Source organism: Spongiibacter thalassae (genome assembly GCF_012272835.1).
GTDB classification, from domain to species: domain Bacteria; phylum Pseudomonadota; class Gammaproteobacteria; order Pseudomonadales; family Spongiibacteraceae; genus Spongiibacter; species Spongiibacter thalassae.
Genome location: NZ_JAAWWK010000005.1, coordinates 309,963 through 335,355 on the forward strand (window position 1 = coordinate 309,963; position 25,393 = coordinate 335,355).

Here is a 25,393-nt window from a genome sequence, read left to right on the forward strand (position 1 = left end):
TGGTTACCGTCAATTGACAGCCACGATCTTACTGCACGCATCAGAACTCCAGACCATTATCATCGAAATCGCCAAAAAACCCACAGCCAATTCATATGTATTTCTAACAACGCCACTAGGGGATGAGCCAAGGATGATCGCTCCGTAGTCATAGATGCCACCACTACGTTCTTCTATCGTACAATCGAATACATCAAGCTGAACACTCCGCCCAGACTCAATAGCGCTTTTGATCGACTTTACGTTAAAACCTTGGTCAACGAGCAGCTTAGTCACTATGGGTTCATCCTTTCTGACATAGACATCGTATCGATTGCTTTCGATATCGAGCAGCTTAAACACGCCTTTTACGATTTCGCAATGACGAACGTGACTCATTTTAAGCTGCCTGTTCATTCCAAGCATCATAGGCAGCTCATCGATATTCGGATAATTTGAAGCGAATAGGTTATCGAACTCTTCAATATTTTCAGCTAGCTCGATGAAACGACTCCAGGCCGCATCAGTGATGTAGTGCAAAATAGCATTAGGTGAAGCCTTGCCCTTGAACCAGGCGTTCTCGCCACGTTTTTTGAATCGCATCACCTCGTTAGCTTTGTCAAAATTTGCTTGGATTGAATACACATAATCAGGATGTAGCGCAACGAGCTTTCCGGCGTTTTGGTAGGACCTCCCTTGGGCAACGAGTCTCAGTAGCTTGAATAGCAGTAATGGTGTTGGCTTTTGAAATGAAATATAGGGTGCCTGAGAAGGCGTCTCTATTTGAACTCGATCAAATTCCGCCGTATTAACAATGCCATTAATAGCCAGTGCTCGTTCAGTTTTGACGGGCGTAAGCGCATCGGCCCATTCGGTCATTAGGTGGTTGTAATTTTTGAGGCCAGGCGATGCGCCACTGTGCCCCATCAGTCGTGCCAAGGCTATCGATGACCGAACTGATCTGCTTTGATGTTCTCCCAACACCATTCCCAATAGTGTTTTTGTATCGATGTTTTTGCAAAGTTCACTTTCTGTGGAAGTTTCAAATCCAAGCAGTATTGGAGCTATGTGATTATAGAATGCATGGCGACAATGATGGAGGGTCAAGGTCTTGCTTCCAGTCACCGCTCGCAAGATAACAGTAAGTGCTTCCTGGATTTCGCGGCATGCTGCCCATTGAGCAACGCGCCCACCACGGACCTCACAAAGAACAGGTGCATTCTGCCCCGTCCCGGCAATACTGTCGTAATTCGCCAGCACTTTTTCGATGAGCTCAATTTCATGCGGCATCAGCTTAAACAGCAGCGGTACAGCGCGTCGACTGCTTTTTCGCTTCAACTGGCGAATTCTATTATCTCTAACAAGTACCCAAGTAAAACTTTGCCATTGACACCAATCCTGGCGGCGCAATCCCAAGGCTTCATTTCCTCTCAGCCCAAACCGGAATGTAAGTAGAAGAACAAACCCCAGAAATAATGCGAATTGGCTGTCTTCACCATAAGCGTTGCGGATGTATTCCTGGCAAGCTAGATACTCGTTTTCAGAAATACATCCGGGACTTACAGTGCGGTGGTTATCCTCGGTGTCAATTTCAGACCAGTCTGGATTACTTACTCCAAACTTCGCGGCCCAATGATGGAACGCCTTTAAGCGTTTGCCAAAATATCCGACTTCCTTTTCCCTATCTCGACGCGACTCGATCATGTCATGATAGAGATCGGTAATTGCATCGGAATCCATAGAGAGGAGGTCACAGGAATAGGCTAAACCTTGGAACGCGAGCCTTAAAGTACTGAAGTAACTTTGCACGGTTTTTTTGGCATAAGGCCGGTGGTGTTTGCCGCGACCTTGCCCTGATTCAATGACATGGTTTATCCAATAGACTACCATTGAAATCGATGCACTCACCTTCCCACTGTATGCTCGGCTGGAATTTTGAATGTTTTTCGCGATTTCCTTTGCATTTTTCTTCTCATAGCGACTCAGAATTTTCGTCACTTCGTTGTATAGCTCCTTGGCGTTGTCTTGGAGGGCCAGGGCATTGTTCTCAATCGGTACTCGCTGATTAAATCTGAAGTCTTGAGGTACGTCTGAGTTTGATTCTGTATTTGGCAGCGAGATGCATATCCCGTGTTGAAGCCTGAATACATCTTGCCAGTTTAGGCTAGTCGGTGGCATCCTTTCGCTGAGCGCGCCGGCCACCACGCCAGGAAGCTCTATAAGGTTTGCTTGCCCGATGACTTTGGTAAGCCGCGTCAAAATGTCCTTCACGGTAATTCCATCTTTCTCTACGTCTGGCACAATGTACGTTGCTAGCGCATGTAGTTCCGGCGGAATTGGCAGAGAGCTTAGGTCTGCTAGCCGTGAATTTGTACAACCGAAATGAAGCAGGGATGCTGTTTTATAACTAATTTCATGCCGCTGGACCGGCGCATCAAAATCACTTGCATCCCATTCTTCACTGTATTCAATAAAGTATTTCTTCTTATGTTGGATGAGTCGGAAGTTCCGCCCGTTAAGTACATCCAGCAGCATGCCGCGGTAGCTTAGCCTTTTATCGATGCATAGCAGCATCGTCCCGACAATCAACGCCGTGGTTTTATTAGCTTTGCCCTTCTGAACGGTGTTTGTCGTGTGTTCTGCCCACTGTTTTGCGTTCCTGTAACGATCCAAATCTGCAGGCAAACTTCCCGCAAGCAGATTTCGCTCTTCTTCCCGCTTAAGGATTTTTTTTCTAATAGAGCGAGTATGCTTGCTGTCTCTTGATTTCAGGAATTGCTCAAGAACACGAAATCGAATGCCGTCATCGGGATGAGGCAGTCCATTTTCTCGCTTTAACATGCGATTCCCGAGTTTTTCAATCTCTGTAGGATTCAGCTCCTCAAGCTCTTGCTCCCCAATAAATAGCTTAATTTCCTGCTGTGCTATTCTGCGAGCATTTCTATAATTCTGACGTCGGCGTAGCGCTCTTTCTTTTAAGCCATAAATACTCGGTTCCACATAGCTCCGCTCTTTTTCCCGTGAACCGAGGTAGCTAGGTAACGCTGCCGGCGCACTTATAACATCGAAACCAAGCGAATCATAAATCGCGTTATACGCTAGGCGGTACTGATCGGCATCGTTGATCCAACACCTGGGCGAATAATCCCCATAAGCCGCGCCTCCTCGCTCGGAGTGCCCCATCCACCCATCGATAACCCCGCAGGGCACGCCAGCGCGGGCGAGTTGCTGCGAATATCGGTGCCGAAACAGATTTGGTGGAAGTGACCAGCCAACAATGGGCAGGCCGAGCAGGTCGCCGTCAGATGTTTGATGCCAATAAAGCTGCTCGTCCAAGAAGAAAAACAGAGGAAGCGCACCGTCCTTACGCTCCAGCAAAGCGAGTATTTTTCCGGCCAGTTCTGGACGCAGGACTTCTAAATCCTTTTGAAGTCGTGAAAGATACTCGAGGTAAGTAGCCAGGAGCTTGGCCAATTGTTCAGGAATCGGCACTATCCGTCCATTATGACGCGCACCGTCCGATTTATCGTTAATGTATGCACAAAGATGATTAAAGTTGAAGTGGTCGAGTAATTCAAAAGGTGATTTTAAGTACCGGCTAGCAGTACCCGCATACAGCGCCAGCAAGCAATACTGGGTATACCGATTATGAAAGCTAACGAGATCCCGTGCACCGACTAACAAGAGTTTTGCTTCAGCTATACCTTGAGATAGTACTGATTCAATCGGGGCTAGCAAACTGCCAAGCATCAGCGTAGCGAAGTCCACATTGTCTGTTACTACAGGCAGATCAAGCCCTTTAGCAATGGTGCTAACATCCCAGTTAGCATAACCGCATGCCGCGGGTAGTCCACTTTGAGGCAATGCAGTCACGATTCGAGCAAGATTATGGTCGCCAGTATTATCAAAAACTCGCTGCGCTGCGACTTGGGCCAGTTTCCCGCTGGTCACCCTTGGAAACTGCTCATTAGCTACCCTATCAAACCATGTAGTAATTTTGATAGCAGGGTTAACTTCATTCCATAAGCTGCCTAAAGTAGCTTTGCTTGAGGTGTGCTTTCTGGTGACCCGTCTCAAAGCAGATGTAATGTCGTGCGGGAGCGCTAAGCAGATGATTTCCGAATATGGGTGCACCTCCGCTTGTTCCTGCGGAGATTGTGGGCGCCACGGGCTATGTCGACGCGGTGATTGTCGCTGAAGATGACGATAATCAGGCGTAATTCGCCAGTCGTCCCCAACAGTCGCATCGATCTCGATCCTTTGAGCATGGTAAAGCGAGCGCCCGACGAGACTCCCAATTTTTGCGATCGCTGCGCCAAGGGACTGGACTGGCTCCTTGGAGCTGACTGTATTTTCCAGCCAGGCATCAAATTGAAGTAATTCTGGCGGCAGGAGTTTATCCCAACTCCAGGGCAAATATTGAGACTCCTCCGCGGAATAGAGAAAGACAGACCGGGAAGTAAGTGCTTGCTCCTCATCCGTACTCGATGGATCAACTTCTACGAGTGTGCTGTCTGGTTCGTCCTCGTCATCGTTTGCGGCACCTGGGAGGTTTTGTATAGCCGGCAGTTCCGGGTCTAGCAGACCTAACGGCAGACCTTCAGTCGTGACTGAGCCTAACTGCGGATAGATGCCTGGGGAGTCGACGTCCACAGAAAGTGGTAATGGGCTGCAATAACCCCTGGCGATAGGAGAGATCGCGCCAAGGAATCGCTTGTCAGAATCATCTGCGTGAGCGGCAAGCCCAGATGCAGCCTTTTCTATAGCATAATTGAACCACTGAAACGTGTTTGGAAAGCCTTGAGTTTCATGCCGAGCGCGGATAAGCAATTCATCAATCGTCTCCCACTTTGGATCAATCCTGTCTAAGGTAATATGGCGTGCCGCCCAGCTGATATTGCTATCAGAGATACAGCCTTCCTCGGCAACGCGAATAGCCGCCTGAAGAATTAACCAAAGTCGAAGCCTTTGGCGGCTCTCGGCAATTTTGTCCTGATCGCTATGGGAGCGGGGGTTCACGATCATGGCAAGGAGGTAATATCTGGAAGTCAGTGGGGAAAACTCAGACTTCGTGCCTTTTGCGGATTTACCTTTATGAGAAATTGGCGAGTCAGCTTTGGGGATATACTCGCTAGTATTGTTCAGTGTTTCAGAAAATTCCCACAGGCGAGATACAATCGGTTTACCTGCCCACTCTGATAGTATTTGCTCGGAGACCGGCTGGGTGAATTCGCTAGCAAAATTGTGTATTGCTCGAGGATCGTCAGGTCTGCCAAGGCAAAAATAAGCGATCTCCAGCTCATCATGAAAGCCCGCCTTGATTGCCCACTCTGATATCCCGTCATAGCGAGGCGGTAGCCTGAAGGTCGCTGGGGCGTCATCGATCTTGTGCCGATCTTGAGTGTCTTCCGTCACCTTTAAATGCTCTTATTTCCACCGGATAAAACTCCCTGAAACCTTCTTATCACAGCTTAAAACGTCAAAACAAGTCAATTTAGTACAAATAATATGTACTTATACAATCATTCTCATAACCTCCTGCCCCCGCTACCAACACTACTTGTTGAAGCTCTGAGGGCGATATGTCCTTGGAGTTTTTGCAAGCTTTTCCAAGACTTAGGATGCCTGCCAAGGCTCCGTGAAGGTCAATTTTCAAACCTTTCTTAGCAGCAGTATCTGGGCTTAGTACGATCTTATCGACCAGGCCGCGAATGATCTCTGCGGCCTCTGCGCGCTTGTCATCCTCGTTCAAAACAGCCACCAGTTTTTCGATCTGCTCGCGGTAGCGTTTACCCATGTTCGGGTGAATGTAAACCGGCTCTTCCACGGTAGTTTCGAGCAAGCCTTTCAATTCCTCATTGCGGTTTTCCAGCTCCCACATGCGGTCCTTCACACGAGCGGCAGGTACGCCATTGCAGATCGCGTCGATCAGCTTGTCGAGTTCCTTGTTATTACGGGCGAGTTCTTCATTGTGGCTTTTGATAGCCGCATTGCGCCCCATACGAAGCTTGTTCAGATGGCGGGTATATTCTTCCGCGAACACCGCTGCCAGCTCTGGGTCCATTAGGTGGTGGCGAAGCCCGTTCAGCACGGTATCTTCGAGCAGGTTGCGACGGATGGCGCGGCGGTTTGAACACGTTCCCTTATTGCGCGCTGTAGAGCACCCAAAATGCTCACTGGATATTTTGGAGAAGCCACCCACTCCCCGCACTTCATTAAGCCGGAGAACAGGTATTTCGGGCGACGGCAGTTCCACAGTGCATCATTCTTCTTGCGCGTCTTGGTCAGCTTCTTCTGACGCTCTTTGGCAGCAAGCCAAAGCACTTGATCAACTATCGCCAGCTCCGGCACATCCTGAATGATCCATTCGGATTCAGGATTAAGGCGCGGGACGCGCTTGCCGGTGTCTGGGTCCTTGATAAAGCGCTGGCGATTCCAGACCAGGCGGCCAATATAAAGCTCGTTATTGAGAATACCCGTGCCGCGATCTCGATTGCCGTTGATTGTACTTTGGGTCCAGCCTTTGCCGCTGGGGCCAGGGATGCCACTTTCATTCAATGACTTGGCAATCGCTTTCGGAGAGATGCCCGCCGCGTAATCTCGGAATATCTGGTTGATGATCTCGGCTTGATCCTGATTGATCTCGCGATCACCCTTGATCGGCTCGCCGTTCCCATCGAACTTGCGCACGACATCATAGCCGTAGGATTTACCGCCGCCGGACTACCGGCTTCCACACGACCGCGCAGGCCGCGACGGGTTTTATCGGCAAGGTCTTTTAAGAACAGGGCATTCATCGTGCCTTTCAGGCCGGTGTGAAGATGAGAGATTTCACCCTCGGACAGGGTGACCATCTGGACATTGGCAAAGCTCAGGCGCTTGTGAATTCCGGCAATATCCTCTTGATCACGCGAAAGACGATCCAGCGCTTCAGCCAGGACAATATCGAACTTTCCGCTTTGGGCATCTTGCATGAGCGCTTGAATACCAGGGCGCATCATGCTTGCCCCGGACAGGCCGTGGTCGGTATAGATTTGAACTATAGTCCAGCCTTCGCGCTCCGCCCGTTCGGTACAAAGGCGAACCTGATCCTCAATCGAGGCCTGACTTTGCATATCGGTTGAGTAACGCGCGTAGATGGCGATATTTGCGTGTGAGCGTGTCATACAGACTCCTCGCCATTCTGGCGATGTTCGTGCGACGATTGATCATGGGCTTCGCCGGAGGCTTTGTGATCGCTCTCCGCTGCCGCCCGCGCCAGCAGTTTGACCAGGGCTATCAGCTCCGGTGAATGCCGCGCTGTCGCTGTCTGATTTTTCTTTGAACGCTCCATGCAGCCAGATTACGGCATGGCTGCAAAGCCGAGCCTAGCGGCATCATCGCGAGTCGGGGCTGCGCTCTATCGTGACCTCCGTAAATTAGTGGCATTGGCAAGGAGGTGAATCCAGCTTATCAAAATGGCTCATAAAAGAGTCTGAGAGGGGGAAGATTCTTTCAGGTTTTCTGTTTCATATTGAAATATCCATCGTTTTGATGGATTTCCCAATATGATGCGAATAAACAACCGCTACAAAACCTGGTAATTGCACATGGATGCGCGACGTGACGGCGCTCAACCGGCTTTCTGCTTGAAATATGATCCATATATGGATCATATTAAGGTCATATGCTCTTTTTATAGATCATTTTTAAGTTGACTAAGTGGGCGAAAGCACACTATTGTGATTCATATATGAGTCACAATAGGCCCTTATGGGCTATATACGAAACAAAGTAAGTCTATGCCTAAATCAGTAACGCGCACATATTCTCGCTATAGCCGCGAAGCGGTCTCTCTTCTTGGCTTATTGATCCGCGAAGCGCGGACCGAACGGAAGTTTACAGTACAGGAGGTCGCTGATCGCGCCGGAATTTCCCGTGGGCTATTACAGAGGATCGAAAAGGGAGATATGAAGTGCGAAATCGGGGTTGTATTCGAGGTGGCCACGATTGTCGGGGTCACACTCTTTGAAGCCGATGAGCTCGCACTCTCAAAACAGCTTGGCCAGGTAAAGGACAAGCTCGCTCTCCTACCGAAATCCGTCCGCAAAACCACAAAGGTGGTGCGCGATGACTTCTAGTGCTGATAACGAGGCTTTTGTTTGGATATGGTTGCCGGAAGAAACCGAACCCGTCGTTGCCGGACGGCTTGAAGCCGATAACGGTAATGTCCTGTTCAACTACGGTAAGAGTTATCTTGAGCGGGTTCGTGATAGTAAGTCGGCGATTTCCATTTATGAGCCGGAACTTCCATTAAAGCAGGGAATACTCCCCTTGCTTGATGGCTTATCCATGCCTGGTTGCATCCGTGATGCCGCACCCGATGCATGGGGGCGGCGTGTAATCATCAACAAAAAGCTGGGGCTAAAAGGCGCAGGAACAGATACTGCCGAACTGGGTGAACTGACCTATTTACTGGAATCCGGCTCCGACCGTATTGGCGCACTTGATTTTCAGCGCTCTCCTACAGAATACGTACCGCGCTCAGCGAATAACGTCAGCATGGAAGAGCTGATTGAGTCCGCTGCGCGGGTGGAGAAAGGCGTGCCCCTCACGCCCGAGCTCGATCAGGCGCTGTTCCATGGCAGTTCTATCGGGGGGGCACGCCCCAAAGCACTGATACAGGACCAGGGTAAAAAATACGTTGCCAAGTTTTCATCAAGTGCTGATCTTTACAGCGTTGTAAAAGCAGAGTTCATCGCGATGCGGCTTGCCGCGCTTGCGGGGCTTGATGTCGCGCCGGTAAAACTGGTGAAAGCGGCCAACAAAGAAGTGCTTCTTATTGAGCGCTTTGACCGGCTGCCCAAGGGGGCCGGATGGTCACGCAAGGCAATGGTCTCGGCACTTACGCTGTTCGGGCTGGATGACATGATGGCGCGCTATGCAAGCTATGAAACGCTCGCAGAAATCATTCGCCGCAGGTTCAGCGATCCGAAGGATACGCTTCAAGAGCTGTATGCCCGTCTGGTCTTTAATATCCTGTGTGGTAACACCGATGATCATGCCCGCAACCATGCGGCATTCTGGGATGGTCATAGGCTGGCATTAACTCCTGCCTACGATATCTGCCCTCAAGGGCGAACCGGCAATGAAGCGACACAAGCCATGCTGATATCCGGTGATAACAGGCTAAGTCAGCTTAAAAGCTGCAGGGAAGCCGCTCATAATTTTCTGGTATCTGAAGAGGAAGCATCGACGCTATTTGATCATCAGCAGGCCATTATTGAAAAACACTGGGATGAAGTCTGCGATGAGGCTGAGCTCAGTGAAGTCGATAAGAAGCTCTTTTGGGGTAGGCAGTTTTTAAACCCATTTGCGATTGAGCGATAAAGAGGCCGCCAGCTTTATTAGCTAGCGGCCAGCAGGTTGATTACTTTCAAAATCCAGGCGGCTTTGGCGCGGGTGCTTTCCGCTTTGCTTCTATCACTCCGCTGATGGCATGAAGGTTAGCTGTGGCGATGGATTGATCCATTTTTGCAGCTTGCAGCCCGTCCGCTTCGGCGCGAAACAGGGCCTGCAACGAGCCCAGGCTGTAGGACTGCAGTTCAAAGATTGTGTAGGACTTTCTCATTTTTGGCTCCTTTTCCTGAAGGCCCTGACTGCCAAGGCCTTTACGCCCGGCCCACACATCATCATCCAGTGGCTAAGGCCTTTGACAGGCAGAGGAAAAAAGGAAGAGGAAAAGAAAAACGGGAATTGCTACCCAAGATTGATGCAGGTCGAGGCGGGTTCGTTCGGGATCAAAAGGTATGAAACGGACTGTTGCGAAAATCTGCGCTATCCATTACTGACCCTTGTTAAACCTTCGTTAACCAAATGCAACCTAGAATAGAGTTATGGATAAGAAGAAAAGAAATAAGGGGCAATCTGGCATACTTATCGAGTACCGAGGACTTGGCACAGTCTCTCCAGTGCGCAGCCGGAGGGTTACGGCGGGTTATATCTGGAGGAATCGTCTGCTTTTGGTTCAAGATATGGTTAAAATGTACCGATTAAGTATCGGCAAGCCTGATCGCATAAATCTTTGTTTGATATAAGGCTATGTGCTGTCGTTTGGATCGTTGATCGCTTGCGGTGTAACATGGCTGACTTACCCCCTCACTCTTTTATCTCGTGTTTAGACGACACTGACGGACCTGGAAATGGCTAAATCTTCATCGAAACCCGGCGTTGCTCCAAATGGGAATGTTCTACGAAAATCAAAAGCTAGAGAGGCCATGATCGTTGCCGCCGATGAGCTGTTTTCCGAGCTTGGAGGCTATGACGGAGGCGGCTACGAAGCAACCACAGTAGATCTAATTGTTGAGAGGGCTGGCGTTTCAAGGCGAACTTTTTTTAATCACTTCACCGGAAAGGCCGATGTTCTCATGCTCGATTTTCGTACGATGGCTGAAAATCATTTGAACGCATTCCGAAACAGGCCTGAATCCGAGGCGCCTCTTCAGGCAGCGTTGCTGGCAATGGAAGATATGAACCAGAATTTTTTCGCAAGCCATGTGAATAGACGTCGCTATGTGCGCCAGTTGAGGCTGGGTATGAAGGCGAGCCAATGGTCCCTGATGGGGGAGTGGGAAATGCGCATAGCTGAAGAAATATCAAATCGCCTGACAGGTAGAGATAAAAGCACCCGGGCGAGGATTATGGCGGGCCAGGCTGCGTTAATGATTCGAATCGCCAGTGAGCAGTGGTTTGCCGGCGGCCTACTAAAGGGTGAGTCTATTGTAGCAACGCTACGAAAGGTAGAGAGGGTGGCCAATAAAGTGGCGGAAGAGGCTTATCCGCTTATAAATAAGTAGCAGTAATGCTGCGGCCTGTGCCCGATAATCTCATATCGTATTGTTTTTATTGACTATTATTCCTTGTTAATGCCCTGTTTCCGGTAAATTCTGCAAGACCCAGCCTGTCCGTGGCTGCGGAGTGTCGCCTTGTCGCTGTGCTGCCGGTAAGCCGCCCGGCCTGCCCCTGAATCTATCCAGATCTCGCTCTCCAAAATTTTCTGCTATTCGCTCTTCCCTCTGATATTGAGTCATACGGCCTTGAGCTGTATGGCTCAATCTGTTTTGCCCTGATTTCGTTGTAACTACATCCCTCTTGACTTGCATCTGCACTAGTGCAAAGATATGTGGATGCACTAGTGTACTTGTCTTGGGGGGGAACCCTGTCTGAGTCAGGGCGCTAGCTGATAAAAACAGGAGTAGATTATGAAGAATTCGTGGATCCAGGCATCCAGTGGGGTATATGTTCCTCAGGCTCGCGTCGGAGTGCGTGAAATGCACGAGGAGCATATTAGTCGGGAGGGGTTCTTTGGTCCCGCTTCCATGATCTATCACGAGAAACCTGCCAAAGCGCCCACCCGAGTAGAGGGATCCCTGGCTGTTCGAATGGCAAAGGTTGAGCATTTTGACCAGCTTGACGAAGAAAGTGAGGCAGGTCTGCCCACGCTCATGCTGCATAACCCGGAATTGAGTATTTCCCTGAGCCGTCGAGTGGCAGAAATGCCGTTCCTGTTGCGCAACATCGACGCTGATACCTTGATTTATGTGCAGTCCGGTAGCGGCACTTTGGCCACAGAATTCGGGCCTCTGGAGTATTCAGGAGGGGACTACCTCTATATACCAAAAGGTATCAGCTACCGTCAGATGCCTTCGTCGCTAACAGTGGCTTTGGTTGTGGAATCAATGGCTCCTATCGGCATCGCAGAGCATGCCATGCTGGGGCGTCACACGCCATTTGACAGCGGCGTTTTGGGTATTCCCGAAGTGCAGGCCTACGATTGGCCCGAGCAGGATGAGTGGGAGCTGAAGCTGAAGCAAGGCGAGGAGCTAACCTCTTGGTTCTTTGACGATTTGCCCTTCGATGTCATTGGCTGGAAAGGTGATTTATTCCCGTTCCGGTTGAGCGAAAAAGATATTCGACACATCAGTGCTGAGCGGATGCATATTGCTCCGTCTTCCTGGTGCATTTTTGAGTCCGCAAGTTTCTTCTGTGTGGCCTTCCGTCCCATGTCCGGTGTTAGCGATGTAGAGGCAGAAGAGCTTCCCAGTCGTCACCGCAATCTGGACATGGAAGAGGTGCTGATGATTCGTTCGTTGTTCGCTGGTGTGGAAGCGCCTGAGTTGTGGCATATGCCACAGGCAGTGACACACGGCCCCCTGGGAGAGCATCGAGATATGTTTGAGATGTTCCGGAAGCAGATAGAAGCAGAGGGCGGCAAGCTGGAGCGTACGTTTGATGCGGTGAGTATTGATCCGTACAAGCGGGTTACGCCGACACCGGCGTACCTGGCAATGGTTGCCAAATATTAAGATTAAATAAAACCTAGAGGAATTAATGATGGCACAAAGACAGCTTGAGAGAGCGCGCTCCTTTATGTTTGTTCCGGGCAACAAACAACGCTTTCTGGAAAAAACCGAAACCCTTCCATTGGATGTCGCTTTTTTTGACCTGGAAGATGGTGTTCTTCCTGAGGAAAAAGAGAGAGCGCGGGAGATGGTTATTCCGGTTTTGGAAAAAGAATGGTCGGGCCCTCGTCGCTTTGTTCGCTTGAATGCACAAACGACGCCCTGGTTTGAAGGTGACCTTGATGCCGTCGTTCGCCCAGGTCTTGAAGGCGTTTGCATGACCAAGGTGAACTCTGTGGATGAGCTTCGCGCCGGTGCGGAATCAATCGCCCAGCGGGAAAAAGAGCGAGGCATGAAGCCTGGCACTGTGCGTATCGTTGCTGCAATTGAAAGCCCTAAAGGTCTTCTCGCTGCAGCTGATATTGCTGCGGCTGACCCGCGTGTTTGCGGGCTTATCTTTGGCGCAGAAGACTACGCACTGGAGTTGGGGCTTGGAGCAAATCGCGTGGAGGAGGCAGCAGAGCTATTGCACCCCCGCAACGTCATTATTGTTGCTGCGGCAGCGGCGGGCGTTTTGTCTATCGATGGTGTTTTTCCGGATCTGAGCAACGAAGAGGGTTGTCTCAAGGACATCTGGCAGGCTCGTCGTCTTGGCTTTACGTCCAAGTCCACGTTCAACCCCCGTCAGGTTGACATGATTAACGACGTGTTCTCGCCACAACCTGAAGAAATCGAATATGCAAGAGGGCTTGTCAAAGCCTTCGATGAAGCCAAAGCGAGAGGCGATGCCTCTGTTGCACACGGTGGGCAGTTGGTCGATCTGCCTATATTAATGCGCGCAGAGCGCATTCTTAAAGAAATTGGAGAGCGTTAAAAATGAGTGAAACAAGAGTCGTAGAGGGTTGGGTTGGGCGTTATTTTGAAGATTTCTCCGTGGGAGATATTTATCGTTGCCGTCTCGGTCGTACTATCACGATGACTGATAACATTCAGTTTACGATGATCACCAACAACACCAATCAGATTCATTTTAACGACCATTACGCCAAGCAAACCGAGTTCGGCGCGCCGCTGGTAAACAGTGCCCTGACCCTGTCTGTTGTCGCAGGACTGGCTGTTGCCGATGTCAGTGAGCACGGCTTTGCACTCGGCTGGGACTATATCAAGCTTCCGAACCCGGTTTTCCCCGGCGATACCATTTATGCCGAAACCGAGGTGTTGGAGATTCGTGAAAGCAAGTCTCGCCCGCATCAAGGTGTTGTGAAGGTGTGTACCCGTGGCATCAATCAGGACGGCAAGGTGGTCATCGACTACGCTCGTTCGGTGATGGTTTGGAAAAAAGCGCATGCGCCAGCAGCGTCCATTTTCCCAGAGAGAGCTGAGTAACAGTGGCTAATCACGAAAACGTCGGCAGGCAAGCACTTGGGCAGCCGCTTGAAGGCGTGACGGTTGTCGCGCTTGAGCAAGCCGTGTCGATGCCTTACTGCACTTTCGTTCTCGCAGAGATGGGCGCGGAAGTCATTAAAATTGAGCGAGTCGGTACAGGTGATGTTGTACGAGGCTGGGACTCTGCGGTTCACGGATTGTCGACCGGGTTCGTCTGGGTCAATGCGGGTAAAAAGAGCGTTGAGTTGGATGTTAAATCAGAGGAAGGCCGTAAGGCCTTGCGGGATCTGATTCGTGATGCCGACGTTTTTGTTGAAAATCTCGGCCCGGGAGCAGCGAGTCGTATCGGCCTGGGGGTGGATGATCTTTCCGACCAGCCGGAGCTGGTTTATGCGAGCCTTTCTGGTTATGGGCAAGATGGTCCCTATCGGGATGTTAAGGCCTATGACCTGACCATGCAGGGTGAAACCGGCATGCTGCTGAGCAACGGATATCCAGGTCAGCCTGCAAAGGTCGGGCTTCCTATAACCGATCTGATTGCGGGCTCCAATGCCATCATGGGGATTATGATGGCATTGTATCAGCGGAAAAATACCGGCAAGGGCGCCTATCTCGACGTCTCCATGTTCGATTCAGCGCTGCCCTGGCTAGGCTATTTTCCACATCATGCATGGCACAGTGGGGCAGAGCCCCCTATGTCTGGTATGAGGCATCAGTACATTGTGCCCTACGGGCCTTATCTGGCTTCAGATGGCCGCTATGTGTCACTGGTAGTCGCCGACGACAAAAGCTGGCAGCGTTTCTGTGAGCAGGTAGTCGACAAGCCGGAGTGGATTACTGATCCCGTAATGGCGACGATCGCCTCTCGCCGGTCAAATCGTCCGCAGGCAGAGGCCGCAGTTGAAGAGGTTATGGCCTCTCAGCCAAGCCATATATGGAAGGAAAAGCTCGACAAGGCGGGTATTCCCTACGGTGACGTCAACACGATGTCGGATGTAATCAAGCATCCACAAGCGTTATCGCGGCAAATGTTTGTCGAGACCGACTCCGAGCACGGCAAACTTCCGTTGATCCGCTTCCCGCTGGCGCCGGCAGGCAAAGAGCGAAAGCTGCCTCGACTGGGTGAACATACCGACCAGATTCTAAAAGATAAATAGGGCGTATGCCCGGCATTGTCGTTTATAAGGCTATGCAGAAGACAAAGGCATTGATATGAGATCTGATTTTCAAGTTGGGGCTGTCCATGGCTACGAATATGACTCGAGTGGGGAAGCTCCTTACACCTTGTTGATCGTCCATGGAATCGGTGGGCATGGCGGAACCTACGATGTTTTTTGCGAGCCTTTGTCAGAGCGCGGGGTTCGTATCGTATCGATAGACCTCCCCGGGCATGGCTTGGCACGTTGCCGGGATGGCCAGCGCGGTAACTTCCGCTTTACGGAGTGGCTGGAAGATATCGATATTGCTGCCACGGCGTTGGTGGAAAAATATAAAAAACCTGTATTTGTATTGGGCTCTAGTCAAGGTAGTGCGGCAGCGTTCCATTCCCTGGACTTTTCGCGTGCCATTAGCGGCGCAGTCTGTATGAACATCGTTCTGACCGAAGTGCCTCCCATTGAAGGCGATCCGCTGTTTGAGCAATTTTCCAAGTTTCAGGATGAGAACGTGCGGAAATTCGCGGAAGCGGTAGGCGATAGTGAGCGTATTGATCTCTCTACCGCAGTTGATTGGAACAAAAACTACGCGTCTAACGATCCAAATATTTTGGCAAAAAAGCAGGAAGATGACCTGCGTGTTTGGAGCTATGGTATAGCAAGTATTACCAGCTATGGAACCTACCAGGCGCCGCGTCCGGCTGCAGAAAATACCAAGCCAGTGTTGCTCAGCTATGGATCAGAAGATCCATTTACCAACGCGCGGTATATGGAGGCTTGTTTTGATGCTATTGGCGGGCCAAAGGAACTGGTTGTTGTTGAGGGCGGTTCTCACCAGCTAATGCTCTACCACACGGATGAATATATTGAGATTGTGGACAGCTGGATAAGATCGCAGGTGGGGCAATAGTATGAAACTGGTTCGAGTAGGAAAGGTCGGAGCCGAACGCCCGGGGATCATCGATGCTGAGGGCAATATTAGAGACATAAGCTCTATCGTCGATGATATCGATGGGACGGCGCTGTCTTCGCAGTCGTTAGCCGAATTGAGTGCTATGAATCTCGACGATTTTCCCAGGCTTGACGGTGATCGGTTTGGGTCATGTATCTCCGGAGTCGGAAAGATTATATGTGTGGGCTTGAATTATGTAGACCATGCCTCTGAATCTGGATTCGTGGCTCCAAAGGAGCCGGTATTGTTCATGAAGGCGAGCACATCTCTATGTGGCGCGTTCGACAATGTGGAGATGCCGGTCGGGGGGGAAAAGCTGGATTATGAAGTCGAGCTAGGCGTTGTTATCGGGAAGACCGCAAAAAACGTATCAGTAGAAAATGCAGCTGCCCATATTGGTGGTTATTGCGTTTTTAATGATGTATCAGAGCGCGCGTTCCAGCTAGAAGGCACAGGGCAATGGTTGAAGGGTAAGAGCTGCGATACATTCGGCCCTTGTGGTCCTTGGTTGGTTACCCCCGATGAGGTTAAGGATATCTCCAATTTGGATTTGCAGCTCACCGTTAATGGCGAACTTCGCCAGACAGCCAATACACGAGACATGATATTTGGTGTACCCGAGTTAATCTCCTACATAAGCCGTTTTATGACTTTGCAGCCAGGTGACTTAATCGCCAGCGGTACACCTGCAGGAGTCGCGCTGGGTATGAAGCCGCCTGTTTATCTGAAGCCAGGGGATACCATGGAATTGAGTATTGAAGGGTTAGGTCAACAGAAACAAACCATCGTTTAATATAATAATAAAACCGTGGGTAAAGTATTCCCGCGGTTTTGCCAGCGCAGCTTCATCTGGGCTGTACATAGGTAGTGAAATATGAACGAATTTAAAATCGGCTGGAAAATTGTACTCACTTCCATGCTGGGTATCGCTTTTTGTGGCTCCAATGTACTGCTCTACTCAATAGGTGCGTTGGCACCGGCATTGTCGGAAGAATATGGCTGGTCACATGGCTCTATTCAGTTCGCATCCCTTATTTCAATATCTACCGTTGTGCTAAGTTTGCCTGTCGTCGTGCAGCTTACCGCCAGATTTGGCGTTCGCGCCGTCACGCTCGCCTCCATGTTTTTGTCTTCAGTGTTTGTCAGTCTGCACGCACTACTGCCCAGTGACATCAAGTATTTTTATTTATTCGCGTTTCTAACCGCGGTGAGTTATGCAGGTACTCTGCCGATTACGTGGACGAAAATGGTCACATCGTGGTTCGATAAAAGGCTCGGGCTGGCCCTTGGGCTTACCCTGTTAGGGACCGGACTGGGCGGGGCCCTGGTAAAACCGATTGCCGCTGCGCTTATTGAAGGTTATGGGTGGCGTGGCGCTTATATTGGCCTGGGTATTATTCCTTTGATAATCGTACTCCCTCTGATATTTGCATGGTTTAAAGAGCCGGCATCAGACATTGAGCAGGCTGGATCGAAGGACGGCGCTGCCGACTCCGGTGATGCAGCTGATAATTCCGCCGCGGCTCAACGACAATTTCTGAAAAACTGGCGCTTTTGGGTATTAGCCGCGGCTTACTTGCCGATTGGGTTTGCTGTTCCCGGATTGATTACCAACATGGAGCTTATTTTAGCGACTGGCGGCGCTAGCCCAGAGGTTGTGGTCACGGCGGCATCGTCCTTTGGTCTATTTGTTATCGTCGGTCGAATTGTTGGTGGTGTATTGCTGGACAAATTCAACCCTGGGATCGTAGGAGGGGTGCTGATTTTATCTCTCTCTGTCGCGCTGTTGATGTTGTTGCAACAAGATTTAACACTGTCTGTGGCGTTGGTTGCCATCGCTTTGGCCGGTTTCGGAACCGGTGTGGAGTTTGATGTGTTGTCCTACCTGGTGACCCGCATATTTGGGCATAAGCAATACGTGAAAGTGTTTGGTGCGGTAATGGGGATATTGTATTTATCCTCGGCTTTTGGTCCGATGCTGTTTGGTGCGACGTACGACCGTTACGGCAATTTTGACCTTGTTCTCTATTCTACGGCGGTTGGGGTGTTCGTCTCTGCACTATTGATAGGCTCTCTAGCCGGGACTTTGAGGTCACCTGCCGTATCATCTGACGGAAAAATATCGAGCGCTCTGCCTTAAAGTGTCAAATTTTTAAGAGGATAGGTATATACACAGAGGGCGCTTATAAGCATATGGTATGTAAAATGCACTTGTGCAAATTAAATGCCGTGGTAGTATTGTTGCACTAGTGTACTTATGGGTTCGCTTAGCGGCGCACAATTTATAGTGGCACTGAAAAAATAACTTTTAATACTGGGTATCAATGATGAAATTACTGAGAATGAGATCCCCCCTCGTTTTAACACAACTTTCTATCGCGTTAGCAGTGGCTTCGGGCCATGTAAGTGCTGCAAAGCCTGCTCTGGAAGAGGTTGTGGTTACGGCCCAGAAGCGGACGGAATTGTTGAGTGACACTCCTCTTTCGATTCAGGCAGTATCTGGTGACGCAATGGCCAGAGAAAATATATTGGAAATGGATGATCTGGTCGCTCAAATGACCAATGTCACCTTGTCGTCAGCATCCGGTCCGCAGTTTATGACGATGCGTGGATTGGGCACCGGCGTTGCAAATTCAGCAGCCGAGCAGTCTGTGGGCATGTTTATTGATGGTATCTATGTTAGCCGCGGATACCAGTTCAACGCACCGTTTCTGGATATCGAGCGAGTTGAAGTTCTAAAAGGCCCGCAGGGCATTTTGGCCGGTAAAAATGCTGTTGCCGGTGCGGTGGTTATACACACTAAGCGCCCAACGGCTGAGACAGAAGGCTTCGTTCGAGGTGGTTATGAGTTCCAAAACGGAAGCGAGTTTGTAGAGGCTGCTATCTCAGGAGCATTGACAGACAACTTCTTTGTTCGTGTTACCGGGCAAACAACCAGCAATGGCGGGTGGCTGGATAAGACAACGCGGGAGTCCTCTGATGGCGTAATCCTGCAGGGCGAAGAAGATCAAAATACCACGGAAATTGACGTTTTACGCTTGAGTGCTGTTTGGGATTTCTCTGACACCTTGACGCTCTTCGGGAAGGTCGAGGGTTCTTCGAGAGACATTCTTGGCGAGCATTTCGGTACTCGGGCCATTCAACCCGGTGCGTCAACCACGCCCGGTGGAAATATTGAAGACAACTTCCGGAGTAGAGATCCCAATTTCGATTATATTACCAATGGTGTTGCCTCAAATGGTCGCACACTGAAGGTAAGTGACAATGGCTTAAGTATTGAGGCCACTAATGGCACACCATTTATATCCGTCGATGCGCAAGCAGCTGTATTCCAGTTTGATAAGGATCTTGATGGTCTGGGTACGTTAACCGGTATTTCCGGCTATTCGACCTATAAGCATTCCCAGCTGCTGTCTAATGGCATGGTGCCTGTTGACTGGATCCAGTTCAAAGCCGATGAGGGCAATGGTGGAGATGAGTTAGATCAGTTTACGCAAGAGTTCCGCTTGGTATCGCCCGGAGGGGAAACAATTGACTACGTCGTTGGTCTATTTTTCATGGATAGAACCATAGAGGTAGATGGTGCGCAGATATTTGTAGCGTTGTCGGAGCTCGGCATTGGCGAAGGTACTGATGCAATTATTACTCAGATATTCAAGGAGCAGACAAAAACCTATTCGGCTTTCGGTCAGCTGACCTGGAATATTGGCGAAACTTTGCGTTTGAATACAGGTGTTCGGTATACCTATGAAACGAAGGATCGACTGAAGCATTCGGTTGAGTCACCGTTTCTGAACCCACTGCTTAACAATAATCCCATCGGCGATGCAATCCTCGCGCAATTTGGCACCGTGCCTTTTGATGAATCAGATGTTGAGGTGCCGGAAATTGAGGACACAACGATAGATCCGAGTGCCTCGCTACAGTGGGATGTGAGTGATGGAACCATGTTGTATGCCTCCTATACTGAGGCAACAAAAGCCGGTGGCTTCAATGCTCAAGCCCTTGCTGAAAAAGGCAGTGCCTATAGACCTGAGTCAGCAATTAGCTACGAAATTGGTGCCAAAAGCTTCCTGTTTGACAATCGTCTCAGTTTGAATGCTGCGATTTTCCACTCCAAGTTTACTGACTTGCAGGTAAGCAGTTTTGATAGTTCGGGTGCTGGCGCGTTGATATTTCAGAATGCTGCGACTGCAACATCCGAAGGCGTGGAGCTCGACTTCAGGCTTGCTGCGACCTCTGAGCTAGAGATCGGCGGTGCTGTTGCTTACCTCGACGCTACCTATGACGATTTCCCGGGGGCGGCATGCTCCGCCGGTAGTTCCAAGGAAAGTGACTGCGATACTTCCACCAATACGCGGAATGCTGCAGGGGATAAGTTGCGGCTGGCGGCGGATTTGAGCGGTAATCTGTATGCAGATTATCGTTGGGGTATCGGCAGCGGGTTGGTGCTTGGTTTCCGTACTGAGGTGACCTATAGCGACGATTACTATTTCACTGCTGAAAACGATCCATATGGTCAGCAGGATGCATTTACCAAGGTCAACGTGTTGCTGGAATTGGCTGATGAGAGCAATCAGTGGTCGGTATCGCTTCTTGGTAAAAACATCACTGATGAAACTACAGCTAACTATGGCGGTGGCGCTCCTTTCTTTGTAGGCGCTTACTGGTCGAATGTCGACAAGCCTAGACAGCTGTTTTTGAATGCACGCTATAATTTCAATTTGTGAGATGTTTACGGTACCTGGAAACCTTAAATTGATATTCGCAGAAGTATAGGTGCACTAGTGTCTGGCTGGTGATATATGAAAGCGCCTGCGGATGCAGGCGCTTTCATCGTGGCCGTAAAAAATCTTATCTTGAATATCCATAATGAAAGCAAGGAGAGAAAGATACCGATTGGGTTGGCTCAACAATCCCTGGCAATAGCGATGACTTCTGAGTATGCACGGGCTAGCCAACTGATGCTTGAATAAGTCATTGGTACGGCTCGGAAGAATGGATCTACTGCTAGCGACACATCTCTGTCGCTTTAGCTTGCCTCAGGCGAAGCGATGGCCAGAGCAAGCGTTATTGAAGTACAGGATTGTCGTTGAAGCAACACTACTACCGGTGGGTAGTGCCCTAAACCTTAAGTTTGTCGAGTTCGGTAGTTTGATAAAAAAACTACTCTTCTGGTTGCGGTGTGTATTGCTTCTTGATCTGTCGATTTTTGGCATCGCGATTAATCAAGGTATAGAAAGGTAGTAAATGTTATTCCGTTGGTGAATTAAAATGATAGAAGATAGCAACAAAAACTTACCTCGGTACGACTTCAGCGGCAAGGTAGCCTTGGTCACTGGAGGTGCGTCAGGTATAGGCGCTGCGGCGGTCAAACGTTTCGCCCAGTCAGGGGCCGAGGTTATTATTGCAGATATCAATGGCTCGGCCGCAGCGGATTATGCAACGGCAATATGCGCAGAGGGTGGTACAGCAGTCGGCTACGGTTGCGATGTTAGCGATGAAGCACAGGTGAAAAATCTTATCGCCTTTGCGGTGGAGACGTTCGGTGGCCTTGATTATGCGTTCAACAACGCGGGCATTATTGGCTTCGATGGAAATCTTACAGGCACATTCACCGCAGAAAACTGGACTAAAACCCTTGAAGTAAACCTTACGGGTGTTTTTAACTGCCTAAAGCATGAGCTGGCTTATATGGCTGAACACGGTGGTGGATCCATCGTCAACAACAGTTCTTCAGCGGGCTTGTTTGCTGCCAAAGCTGGTGCGGCTTATGGTGCTACTAAGCATGGGGTGATTGGTTTGACCAAAACCGCCGCTAAAGAGTACTTGGCTAAGGGAATTCGTGTGAATGCGGTTTGCCCCGGTGGCGTGGCTACCCCTCTTCTAGAGGATATGGTGGGCATGGCAATTCCGGAAATTGCCCCCGGTGGAGAGATGCCGGCAATCGCTGCTCCGGAGCACATTGCGGACGCGGTGATGTGGCTTAGCTCCCCTGCGTCAGCCTTTGTCATTGGGCAGGCAATGCTGATCGATGGTGGAACGTTCCTATAATTCGAATAGGATTATCTCGGTAGTCGATTTCCGAGGGCTACGGTTCGGTGAAGGAGCAAATGAATGTAGATAGGCTCCAGGTGAACACCTGTTGTCCATTTTTCACGATATCGCTCTCGAGAAGGCGCGGCCTTCGAGAGAAAGTCAGTATGGCGTAAAGCAATATTTCTCACTTAAAGGCAATATTTATGCACTCACAATCTCAAAATCAATCGAATACAATACTTTGGGGCCTAAGTATAGCGCTGGTTATACATTCAGTTCTGATGGTCTTTCACTTGCTGCCGACATATTTAAATGCTCCCCTGATGGTGGTATTGCTGACCTCGTTTATGGTACTCCATGGGTTGAGAAGTTATTCCGGCGTGGAGGTCGTTGCATTTTTCGTTATTGGCTTTGTTGTTAGCAATGCTTATGAAAACTTAAGCGTTATGACCGGCTTTCCTTTCGGTGATTATTACTATACCGATAAGTTCGGTGCCAAGCTTTTTTTGGTCCCATTAGTGATTGCTCCGGCATACATTGGCATGGGTTATCTTTCGTGGATGTTGGCTCAAGTGCTATTGGGCACCTGGGGACGTAGTCTCCGTGGTTCAGAGCGTATTTTGGTTCCCGTTATCGCGAGTTTCGTGATGGTGATGTGGGATTTGGTTATGGATCCAAAATCAGCCACCATTTATCAATTCTGGATTTGGGAAGACGGTGGTGATTACTTCGGCGTTCCATTTGTCAATTTTCTTGGCTGGTTGCTGTGTGTTTATACAATTTTTCAGCTGTTCGCGCTTTTTCTAGCGCGCCGTGAAAAGAGCGGGGCAAGAGAGCAAAAGCCTCAAATGATGCTTCCTGCTTATTGGTACACGGCGGTACTTGGCTATGCTTCAGTTGCCTTAAACCAAGGACTTAGAGCACTAGATAAGCCTGAGAATACTACCGTATACGACGCTGCTGGCGTTGCATGGCAAACAGACCACATCAACAGCAGTATGGGGTTGATCACCATATTTACGATGGGCTTTGTTATTTTGCTGTCGTCGATGCTAATTGCGAGATCGACACAAAAAGAGAATTGAAAGAATAGCCACCAATTGCGCCGGTCGATTTAGCAAGTGTTCTTCACTATTCGAAGTCGGCCGGTTATTTGGCAAAGGCTCCTGATTGCTTCAACGCCTGTTTAGGCGCTTGTGATAGCGCATTTCTAAATCTTTGCACTGGCTTTGCGTCGATCAAAGTTGGATAGCGTGGTTGATCTAAATCACGCTATCTTACGCCTGAACACCGGCCTACTACGTGAAATACTCTGAACTTTCCCACTATTCGAATGCTAGCGTCTGCGTAATAACTTCGCGGCGGTAGCTTGATGGCGATCAAATTATTCGTCATGGGCAATTGTCGCTGCCTTCCGTACTTCTCCTTACTAATTTCCTTGCAGTACACAATCAATTGTCGACATACGATGCTCGGACCTGGTTTTAATTACCGGGTGCACGCGCTTGTTTGGCTCGCGGAGGGTGTGAGAAAGTCAAGAGAATCACTTGCGTCTGATCTTATTCGTGGCAGAAATAGACTGATTTGGCGGATAAGGTATGCCCTCAAGCTATGCGGCCAATGTACCGAGTCGCCAGGAAAAGAAAAATTGATAAATGGCGTTGCTTTCGGCGGGCCTGTTAATCGTTCAGGTGCAGTGGCGCACCTACGGTACAGTCAAAGCATTTATCAATTCCCTCCTTGACATAATAAATGCACTAGTGCATTCTTTTTTCGATGGCGCTATTTTTCGTCTACAGAATTATGCGAATAATCTGCTTGTGCTTTATGGCGCAGTGAGTTGGTTGTTTGAATTTTTGAGTAAGGCATTGTGGAGAATTCCTGCGCCTAAAAGCCAGTTTCAGTTCCGTATCACAAGTCAGTTTGGGTGTTCGCGTTAATCACAAAAATACCGTAGTGCCCAAAAATGCTTGCAACTCACTCAAAGGGAAACCATGAAAAAGATTAAGGATTTGTTGGCGGATATAGAAAAAAGTCCGGAAGGGCCTGAAACGGCTGCTCTATTTGATTTCGATGGCACCATCATCGCAGGATACTCGGCGACGCACTTTATGCGTGAGCAGATTAGGCGCGGAGATTTTAGTCCAAAAGATCTGATGCAGATGTTCCGCGCTATTAATAGCTTCGGTAAAGGTAATATTGGCTTCTCCGGGATGATGGCTGTATCCGCCCAATTTGTTCGTGGTATCGATGAGGACGTGTACTGGGATTTGGGGAAGAAACTGTATGCCAAGAAAATAGCGGCTCTCATTTACCCAGAAACACGCGCGCTGATAGAGGCGCATAAGGCTAAGGGCCACACAGTGGCTATAATCTCTTCGGCGACGCCCTATCAGGTTAAAGCTACAGCAGATGACTTGGGCATCGATCATGTCCTTTGCACGCAATTTGAGGTGGAAAACGGCAAGTTTACCGGAGGCTTGGTTCGTCCAACTTGCTTTGGTCAAGGAAAAGTTGCTGCCGCAGTGCAGCTTGCCGCAGAAAGCTCCTCAGATTTAGATAAAAGCTTTTTTTACTCTGACAGCACAGACGATATTCTTTTGCTGGAGCACGTGGGTTATCCGCGAGCCCTCAATCCCAATGACAAACTCGCGGATATTGCAAAAGAGCGGAACTGGCCTGTAGCTCGTTTCGATAGCCGTGGCCGCCCAAGTGTGGGCCAGTTCGTCCGGTCATTAGCCGCCAGCTCTAGTTTGCTGGGGTCTGTGGCAGCGGGCCTGCCGATATATGCCTTCACCGGATCCCAGCAGAAGGCCGTAAATTTTTCCTTATCGCTCTTTACGAATTCTGTCAGTGCGATCGTTGGTCTGGATCTGGATGTAAAGGGGGAAGAACACCTTTGGTCTCATAGGCCGGCAGTCTTTGTGTTCAATCATCAAAGTAAGGCTGACATGATGATTCTTTCGAGCCTTATACGAGAAGACATTACGGGGATCGCCAAGAAGGAAATTCTTAAAGAAAACCCCTTGCTTGGCAAGGTCATGCAAATGGCCGGGGGCGTCTTTATCGACAGGTCTGATGGCAAAAGCGCCATTGAGGCAATGAAACCGCTGGTGGATGCGATGCTAGTGGACGGTAAGTCGGTGGTAATTGCCCCGGAAGGTACAAGGTCGGTTTCGCCTGCATTGGGTCCGTTCAAGAAAGGCGCATTCCACGTTGCCATGGCGGCGGGGGTACCCATTGTTCCTATCGTGATTCGCAATGCATTGGACGTTCTTCCTAAAGGCGCTTCCGTTATGCGTGCGGCAACCGTCGATGTCACCGTTTTACCGCCGGTGGATACCAGTGAATGGTCGCCGGAGACAATCGATACCCATGTGCGCCACGTGCGCAATATGTTTGCTCGCACCCTGGGGCAGAAAGAAGAAAGCGAGCCGCCAGTTAGGTCCAGGTCAGGTTCTACCAAGAAAAACACAATTTCACATAATAATGATTAATACTTG

At 49.7% G+C, this 25,393-nt stretch carries 19 protein-coding genes and 1 pseudogene; 15 read left to right on the top strand and 5 right to left on the bottom strand.

Translation table 11 applies throughout. The annotated features are described in order from the left end of the window. Nucleotides 1-9 precede the first annotated feature (9 nt). The 4 genes and pseudogenes from HCU74_RS14750 to HCU74_RS20470 all read right to left on the bottom strand — a co-directional run. The gene (locus HCU74_RS14750) at nt 10-5,394 is read right to left on the bottom strand and encodes a site-specific integrase (RefSeq protein ID WP_168451182.1); all 5,385 of its coding nucleotides are present in this window, start codon (nt 5,392-5,394) and stop codon (nt 10-12) included. Nucleotides 5,395-5,473: 79 nt separating this feature from the next. Further along, complete coding sequence (locus HCU74_RS19840) at nt 5,474-6,043, bottom strand: hypothetical protein (protein WP_210425301.1); 570 nt, start codon at nt 6,041-6,043, stop codon at nt 5,474-5,476. A gap of 20 nt (nt 6,044-6,063) precedes the next feature. Continuing rightward, nucleotides 6,064-6,669 (bottom strand): recombinase family protein, encoded by a 606-nt coding sequence (locus HCU74_RS19845; RefSeq protein ID WP_210425302.1) that lies wholly within the window; start codon nt 6,667-6,669, stop codon nt 6,064-6,066. 95 nt (nt 6,670-6,764) lie between these two features. Further along, nucleotides 6,765-7,145: pseudogene (locus HCU74_RS20470) on the bottom strand (recombinase family protein); the annotation flags it as partial. A 615-nt stretch (nt 7,146-7,760) separates the two neighbouring features. On the opposite strand from HCU74_RS20470, the gene HCU74_RS14760 reads away from it, so the two are divergent. Together HCU74_RS14760 and HCU74_RS14765 are read left to right on the top strand one after the other, a co-directional pair. Further along, on the top strand, nt 7,761-8,099 hold the full coding sequence (locus HCU74_RS14760) for a helix-turn-helix domain-containing protein (protein WP_168451183.1): 339 nt from the start codon (nt 7,761-7,763) through the stop codon (nt 8,097-8,099). Then, the gene (locus HCU74_RS14765; RefSeq protein ID WP_168451184.1) at nt 8,089-9,348 is read left to right on the top strand and encodes a type II toxin-antitoxin system HipA family toxin; all 1,260 of its coding nucleotides are present in this window, start codon (nt 8,089-8,091) and stop codon (nt 9,346-9,348) included. The genes HCU74_RS14760 and HCU74_RS14765 overlap by 11 nt, the downstream gene beginning before the upstream one ends. A 46-nt stretch (nt 9,349-9,394) precedes the next feature. Here HCU74_RS14765 and HCU74_RS14770 read toward each other — a convergent pair whose 3' ends face one another. Then, nucleotides 9,395-9,589 (bottom strand): hypothetical protein, encoded by a 195-nt coding sequence (locus HCU74_RS14770; RefSeq protein WP_168451185.1) that lies wholly within the window; start codon nt 9,587-9,589, stop codon nt 9,395-9,397. Between the two features lie 571 nt (nt 9,590-10,160). On the opposite strand from HCU74_RS14770, the gene HCU74_RS14775 reads away from it, so the two are divergent. The 13 genes from HCU74_RS14775 (at nt 10,161) to HCU74_RS14835 (ending at nt 25,387) form a co-directional block, all read left to right on the top strand. Beyond that, complete coding sequence (locus HCU74_RS14775; RefSeq protein WP_168451186.1) at nt 10,161-10,814, top strand: TetR/AcrR family transcriptional regulator; 654 nt, start codon at nt 10,161-10,163, stop codon at nt 10,812-10,814. A gap of 405 nt (nt 10,815-11,219) precedes the next feature. Further along, on the top strand, nt 11,220-12,323 hold the full coding sequence (locus tag HCU74_RS14780; RefSeq protein ID WP_168451187.1) for a homogentisate 1,2-dioxygenase: 1,104 nt from the start codon (nt 11,220-11,222) through the stop codon (nt 12,321-12,323). Between the two features lie 25 nt (nt 12,324-12,348). Continuing rightward, nucleotides 12,349-13,233, top strand: coding sequence for an HpcH/HpaI aldolase/citrate lyase family protein (locus HCU74_RS14785; RefSeq protein WP_168451188.1), 885 nt, complete (start codon nt 12,349-12,351; stop codon nt 13,231-13,233). 2 nt (nt 13,234-13,235) lie between these two features. Further along, nucleotides 13,236-13,745: a MaoC family dehydratase gene (locus HCU74_RS14790; protein WP_168451189.1), complete on the top strand. Its 510-nt coding sequence runs from the start codon at nt 13,236-13,238 to the stop codon at nt 13,743-13,745. A gap of 2 nt (nt 13,746-13,747) precedes the next feature. Beyond that, nucleotides 13,748-14,902, top strand: a complete 1,155-nt coding sequence (locus HCU74_RS14795) for a CoA transferase (protein ID WP_168451190.1) — start codon at nt 13,748-13,750, stop codon at nt 14,900-14,902. A gap of 55 nt (nt 14,903-14,957) precedes the next feature. Then, nucleotides 14,958-15,809 (top strand): alpha/beta hydrolase, encoded by an 852-nt coding sequence (locus HCU74_RS14800; RefSeq protein ID WP_168451191.1) that lies wholly within the window; start codon nt 14,958-14,960, stop codon nt 15,807-15,809. 1 nt (nt 15,810) lies between these two features. Continuing rightward, nucleotides 15,811-16,644, top strand: coding sequence for a fumarylacetoacetate hydrolase family protein (locus HCU74_RS14805; RefSeq protein ID WP_168451192.1), 834 nt, complete (start codon nt 15,811-15,813; stop codon nt 16,642-16,644). A gap of 81 nt (nt 16,645-16,725) precedes the next feature. Further along, entirely contained in the window at nt 16,726-17,991 is a 1,266-nt protein-coding gene (locus HCU74_RS14810) for an MFS transporter (protein WP_168451193.1), read from the top strand. 184 nt (nt 17,992-18,175) lie between these two features. Further along, nucleotides 18,176-20,581, top strand: coding sequence for a TonB-dependent receptor (locus tag HCU74_RS14815; RefSeq protein WP_168451194.1), 2,406 nt, complete (start codon nt 18,176-18,178; stop codon nt 20,579-20,581). Between the two features lie 75 nt (nt 20,582-20,656). Beyond that, nucleotides 20,657-20,827, top strand: a complete 171-nt coding sequence (locus tag HCU74_RS14820; RefSeq protein WP_168451195.1) for a hypothetical protein — start codon at nt 20,657-20,659, stop codon at nt 20,825-20,827. 298 nt (nt 20,828-21,125) lie between these two features. After that, nucleotides 21,126-21,905, top strand: coding sequence for an SDR family NAD(P)-dependent oxidoreductase (locus HCU74_RS14825; protein WP_168451196.1), 780 nt, complete (start codon nt 21,126-21,128; stop codon nt 21,903-21,905). A gap of 188 nt (nt 21,906-22,093) precedes the next feature. Then, nucleotides 22,094-22,975, top strand: a complete 882-nt coding sequence (locus tag HCU74_RS14830) for a carotenoid biosynthesis protein (RefSeq protein ID WP_168451197.1) — start codon at nt 22,094-22,096, stop codon at nt 22,973-22,975. A gap of 909 nt (nt 22,976-23,884) precedes the next feature. Beyond that, the gene (locus HCU74_RS14835; RefSeq protein ID WP_168451198.1) at nt 23,885-25,387 is read left to right on the top strand and encodes an HAD-IB family hydrolase; all 1,503 of its coding nucleotides are present in this window, start codon (nt 23,885-23,887) and stop codon (nt 25,385-25,387) included. Nucleotides 25,388-25,393: the final 6 nt, after the last annotated feature.

Bases quoted from the DNA above. Each gene is read 5' to 3' on its own strand.
- HCU74_RS14830 (WP_168451197.1), top strand. From the start codon at position 22,094: ATGCACTCACAATCTCAAAATCAATCGAATACAATACTTTGGGGCCTA.
- HCU74_RS14785 (WP_168451188.1), top strand. From the start codon at position 12,349: ATGATGGCACAAAGACAGCTTGAGAGAGCGCGCTCCTTTATGTTTGTT.
- HCU74_RS14800 (WP_168451191.1), top strand. From the start codon at position 14,958: ATGAGATCTGATTTTCAAGTTGGGGCTGTCCATGGCTACGAATATGAC.
- HCU74_RS14835 (WP_168451198.1), top strand. From the start codon at position 23,885: ATGAAAAAGATTAAGGATTTGTTGGCGGATATAGAAAAAAGTCCGGAA.
- HCU74_RS14825 (WP_168451196.1), top strand. From the start codon at position 21,126: ATGATAGAAGATAGCAACAAAAACTTACCTCGGTACGACTTCAGCGGC.
- HCU74_RS14770 (WP_168451185.1), bottom strand. From the start codon at position 9,589: ATGAGAAAGTCCTACACAATCTTTGAACTGCAGTCCTACAGCCTGGGC.
- HCU74_RS14765 (WP_168451184.1), top strand. From the start codon at position 8,089: ATGACTTCTAGTGCTGATAACGAGGCTTTTGTTTGGATATGGTTGCCG.
- HCU74_RS14760 (WP_168451183.1), top strand. From the start codon at position 7,761: ATGCCTAAATCAGTAACGCGCACATATTCTCGCTATAGCCGCGAAGCG.
- HCU74_RS14815 (WP_168451194.1), top strand. From the start codon at position 18,176: ATGATGAAATTACTGAGAATGAGATCCCCCCTCGTTTTAACACAACTT.
- HCU74_RS14810 (WP_168451193.1), top strand. From the start codon at position 16,726: ATGAACGAATTTAAAATCGGCTGGAAAATTGTACTCACTTCCATGCTG.
- HCU74_RS14790 (WP_168451189.1), top strand. From the start codon at position 13,236: ATGAGTGAAACAAGAGTCGTAGAGGGTTGGGTTGGGCGTTATTTTGAA.
- HCU74_RS14775 (WP_168451186.1), top strand. From the start codon at position 10,161: ATGGCTAAATCTTCATCGAAACCCGGCGTTGCTCCAAATGGGAATGTT.
- HCU74_RS14780 (WP_168451187.1), top strand. From the start codon at position 11,220: ATGAAGAATTCGTGGATCCAGGCATCCAGTGGGGTATATGTTCCTCAG.
- HCU74_RS14820 (WP_168451195.1), top strand. From the start codon at position 20,657: ATGAAAGCGCCTGCGGATGCAGGCGCTTTCATCGTGGCCGTAAAAAAT.
- HCU74_RS19840 (WP_210425301.1), bottom strand. From the start codon at position 6,043: ATGGACCCAGAGCTGGCAGCGGTGTTCGCGGAAGAATATACCCGCCAT.
- HCU74_RS14805 (WP_168451192.1), top strand. From the start codon at position 15,811: ATGAAACTGGTTCGAGTAGGAAAGGTCGGAGCCGAACGCCCGGGGATC.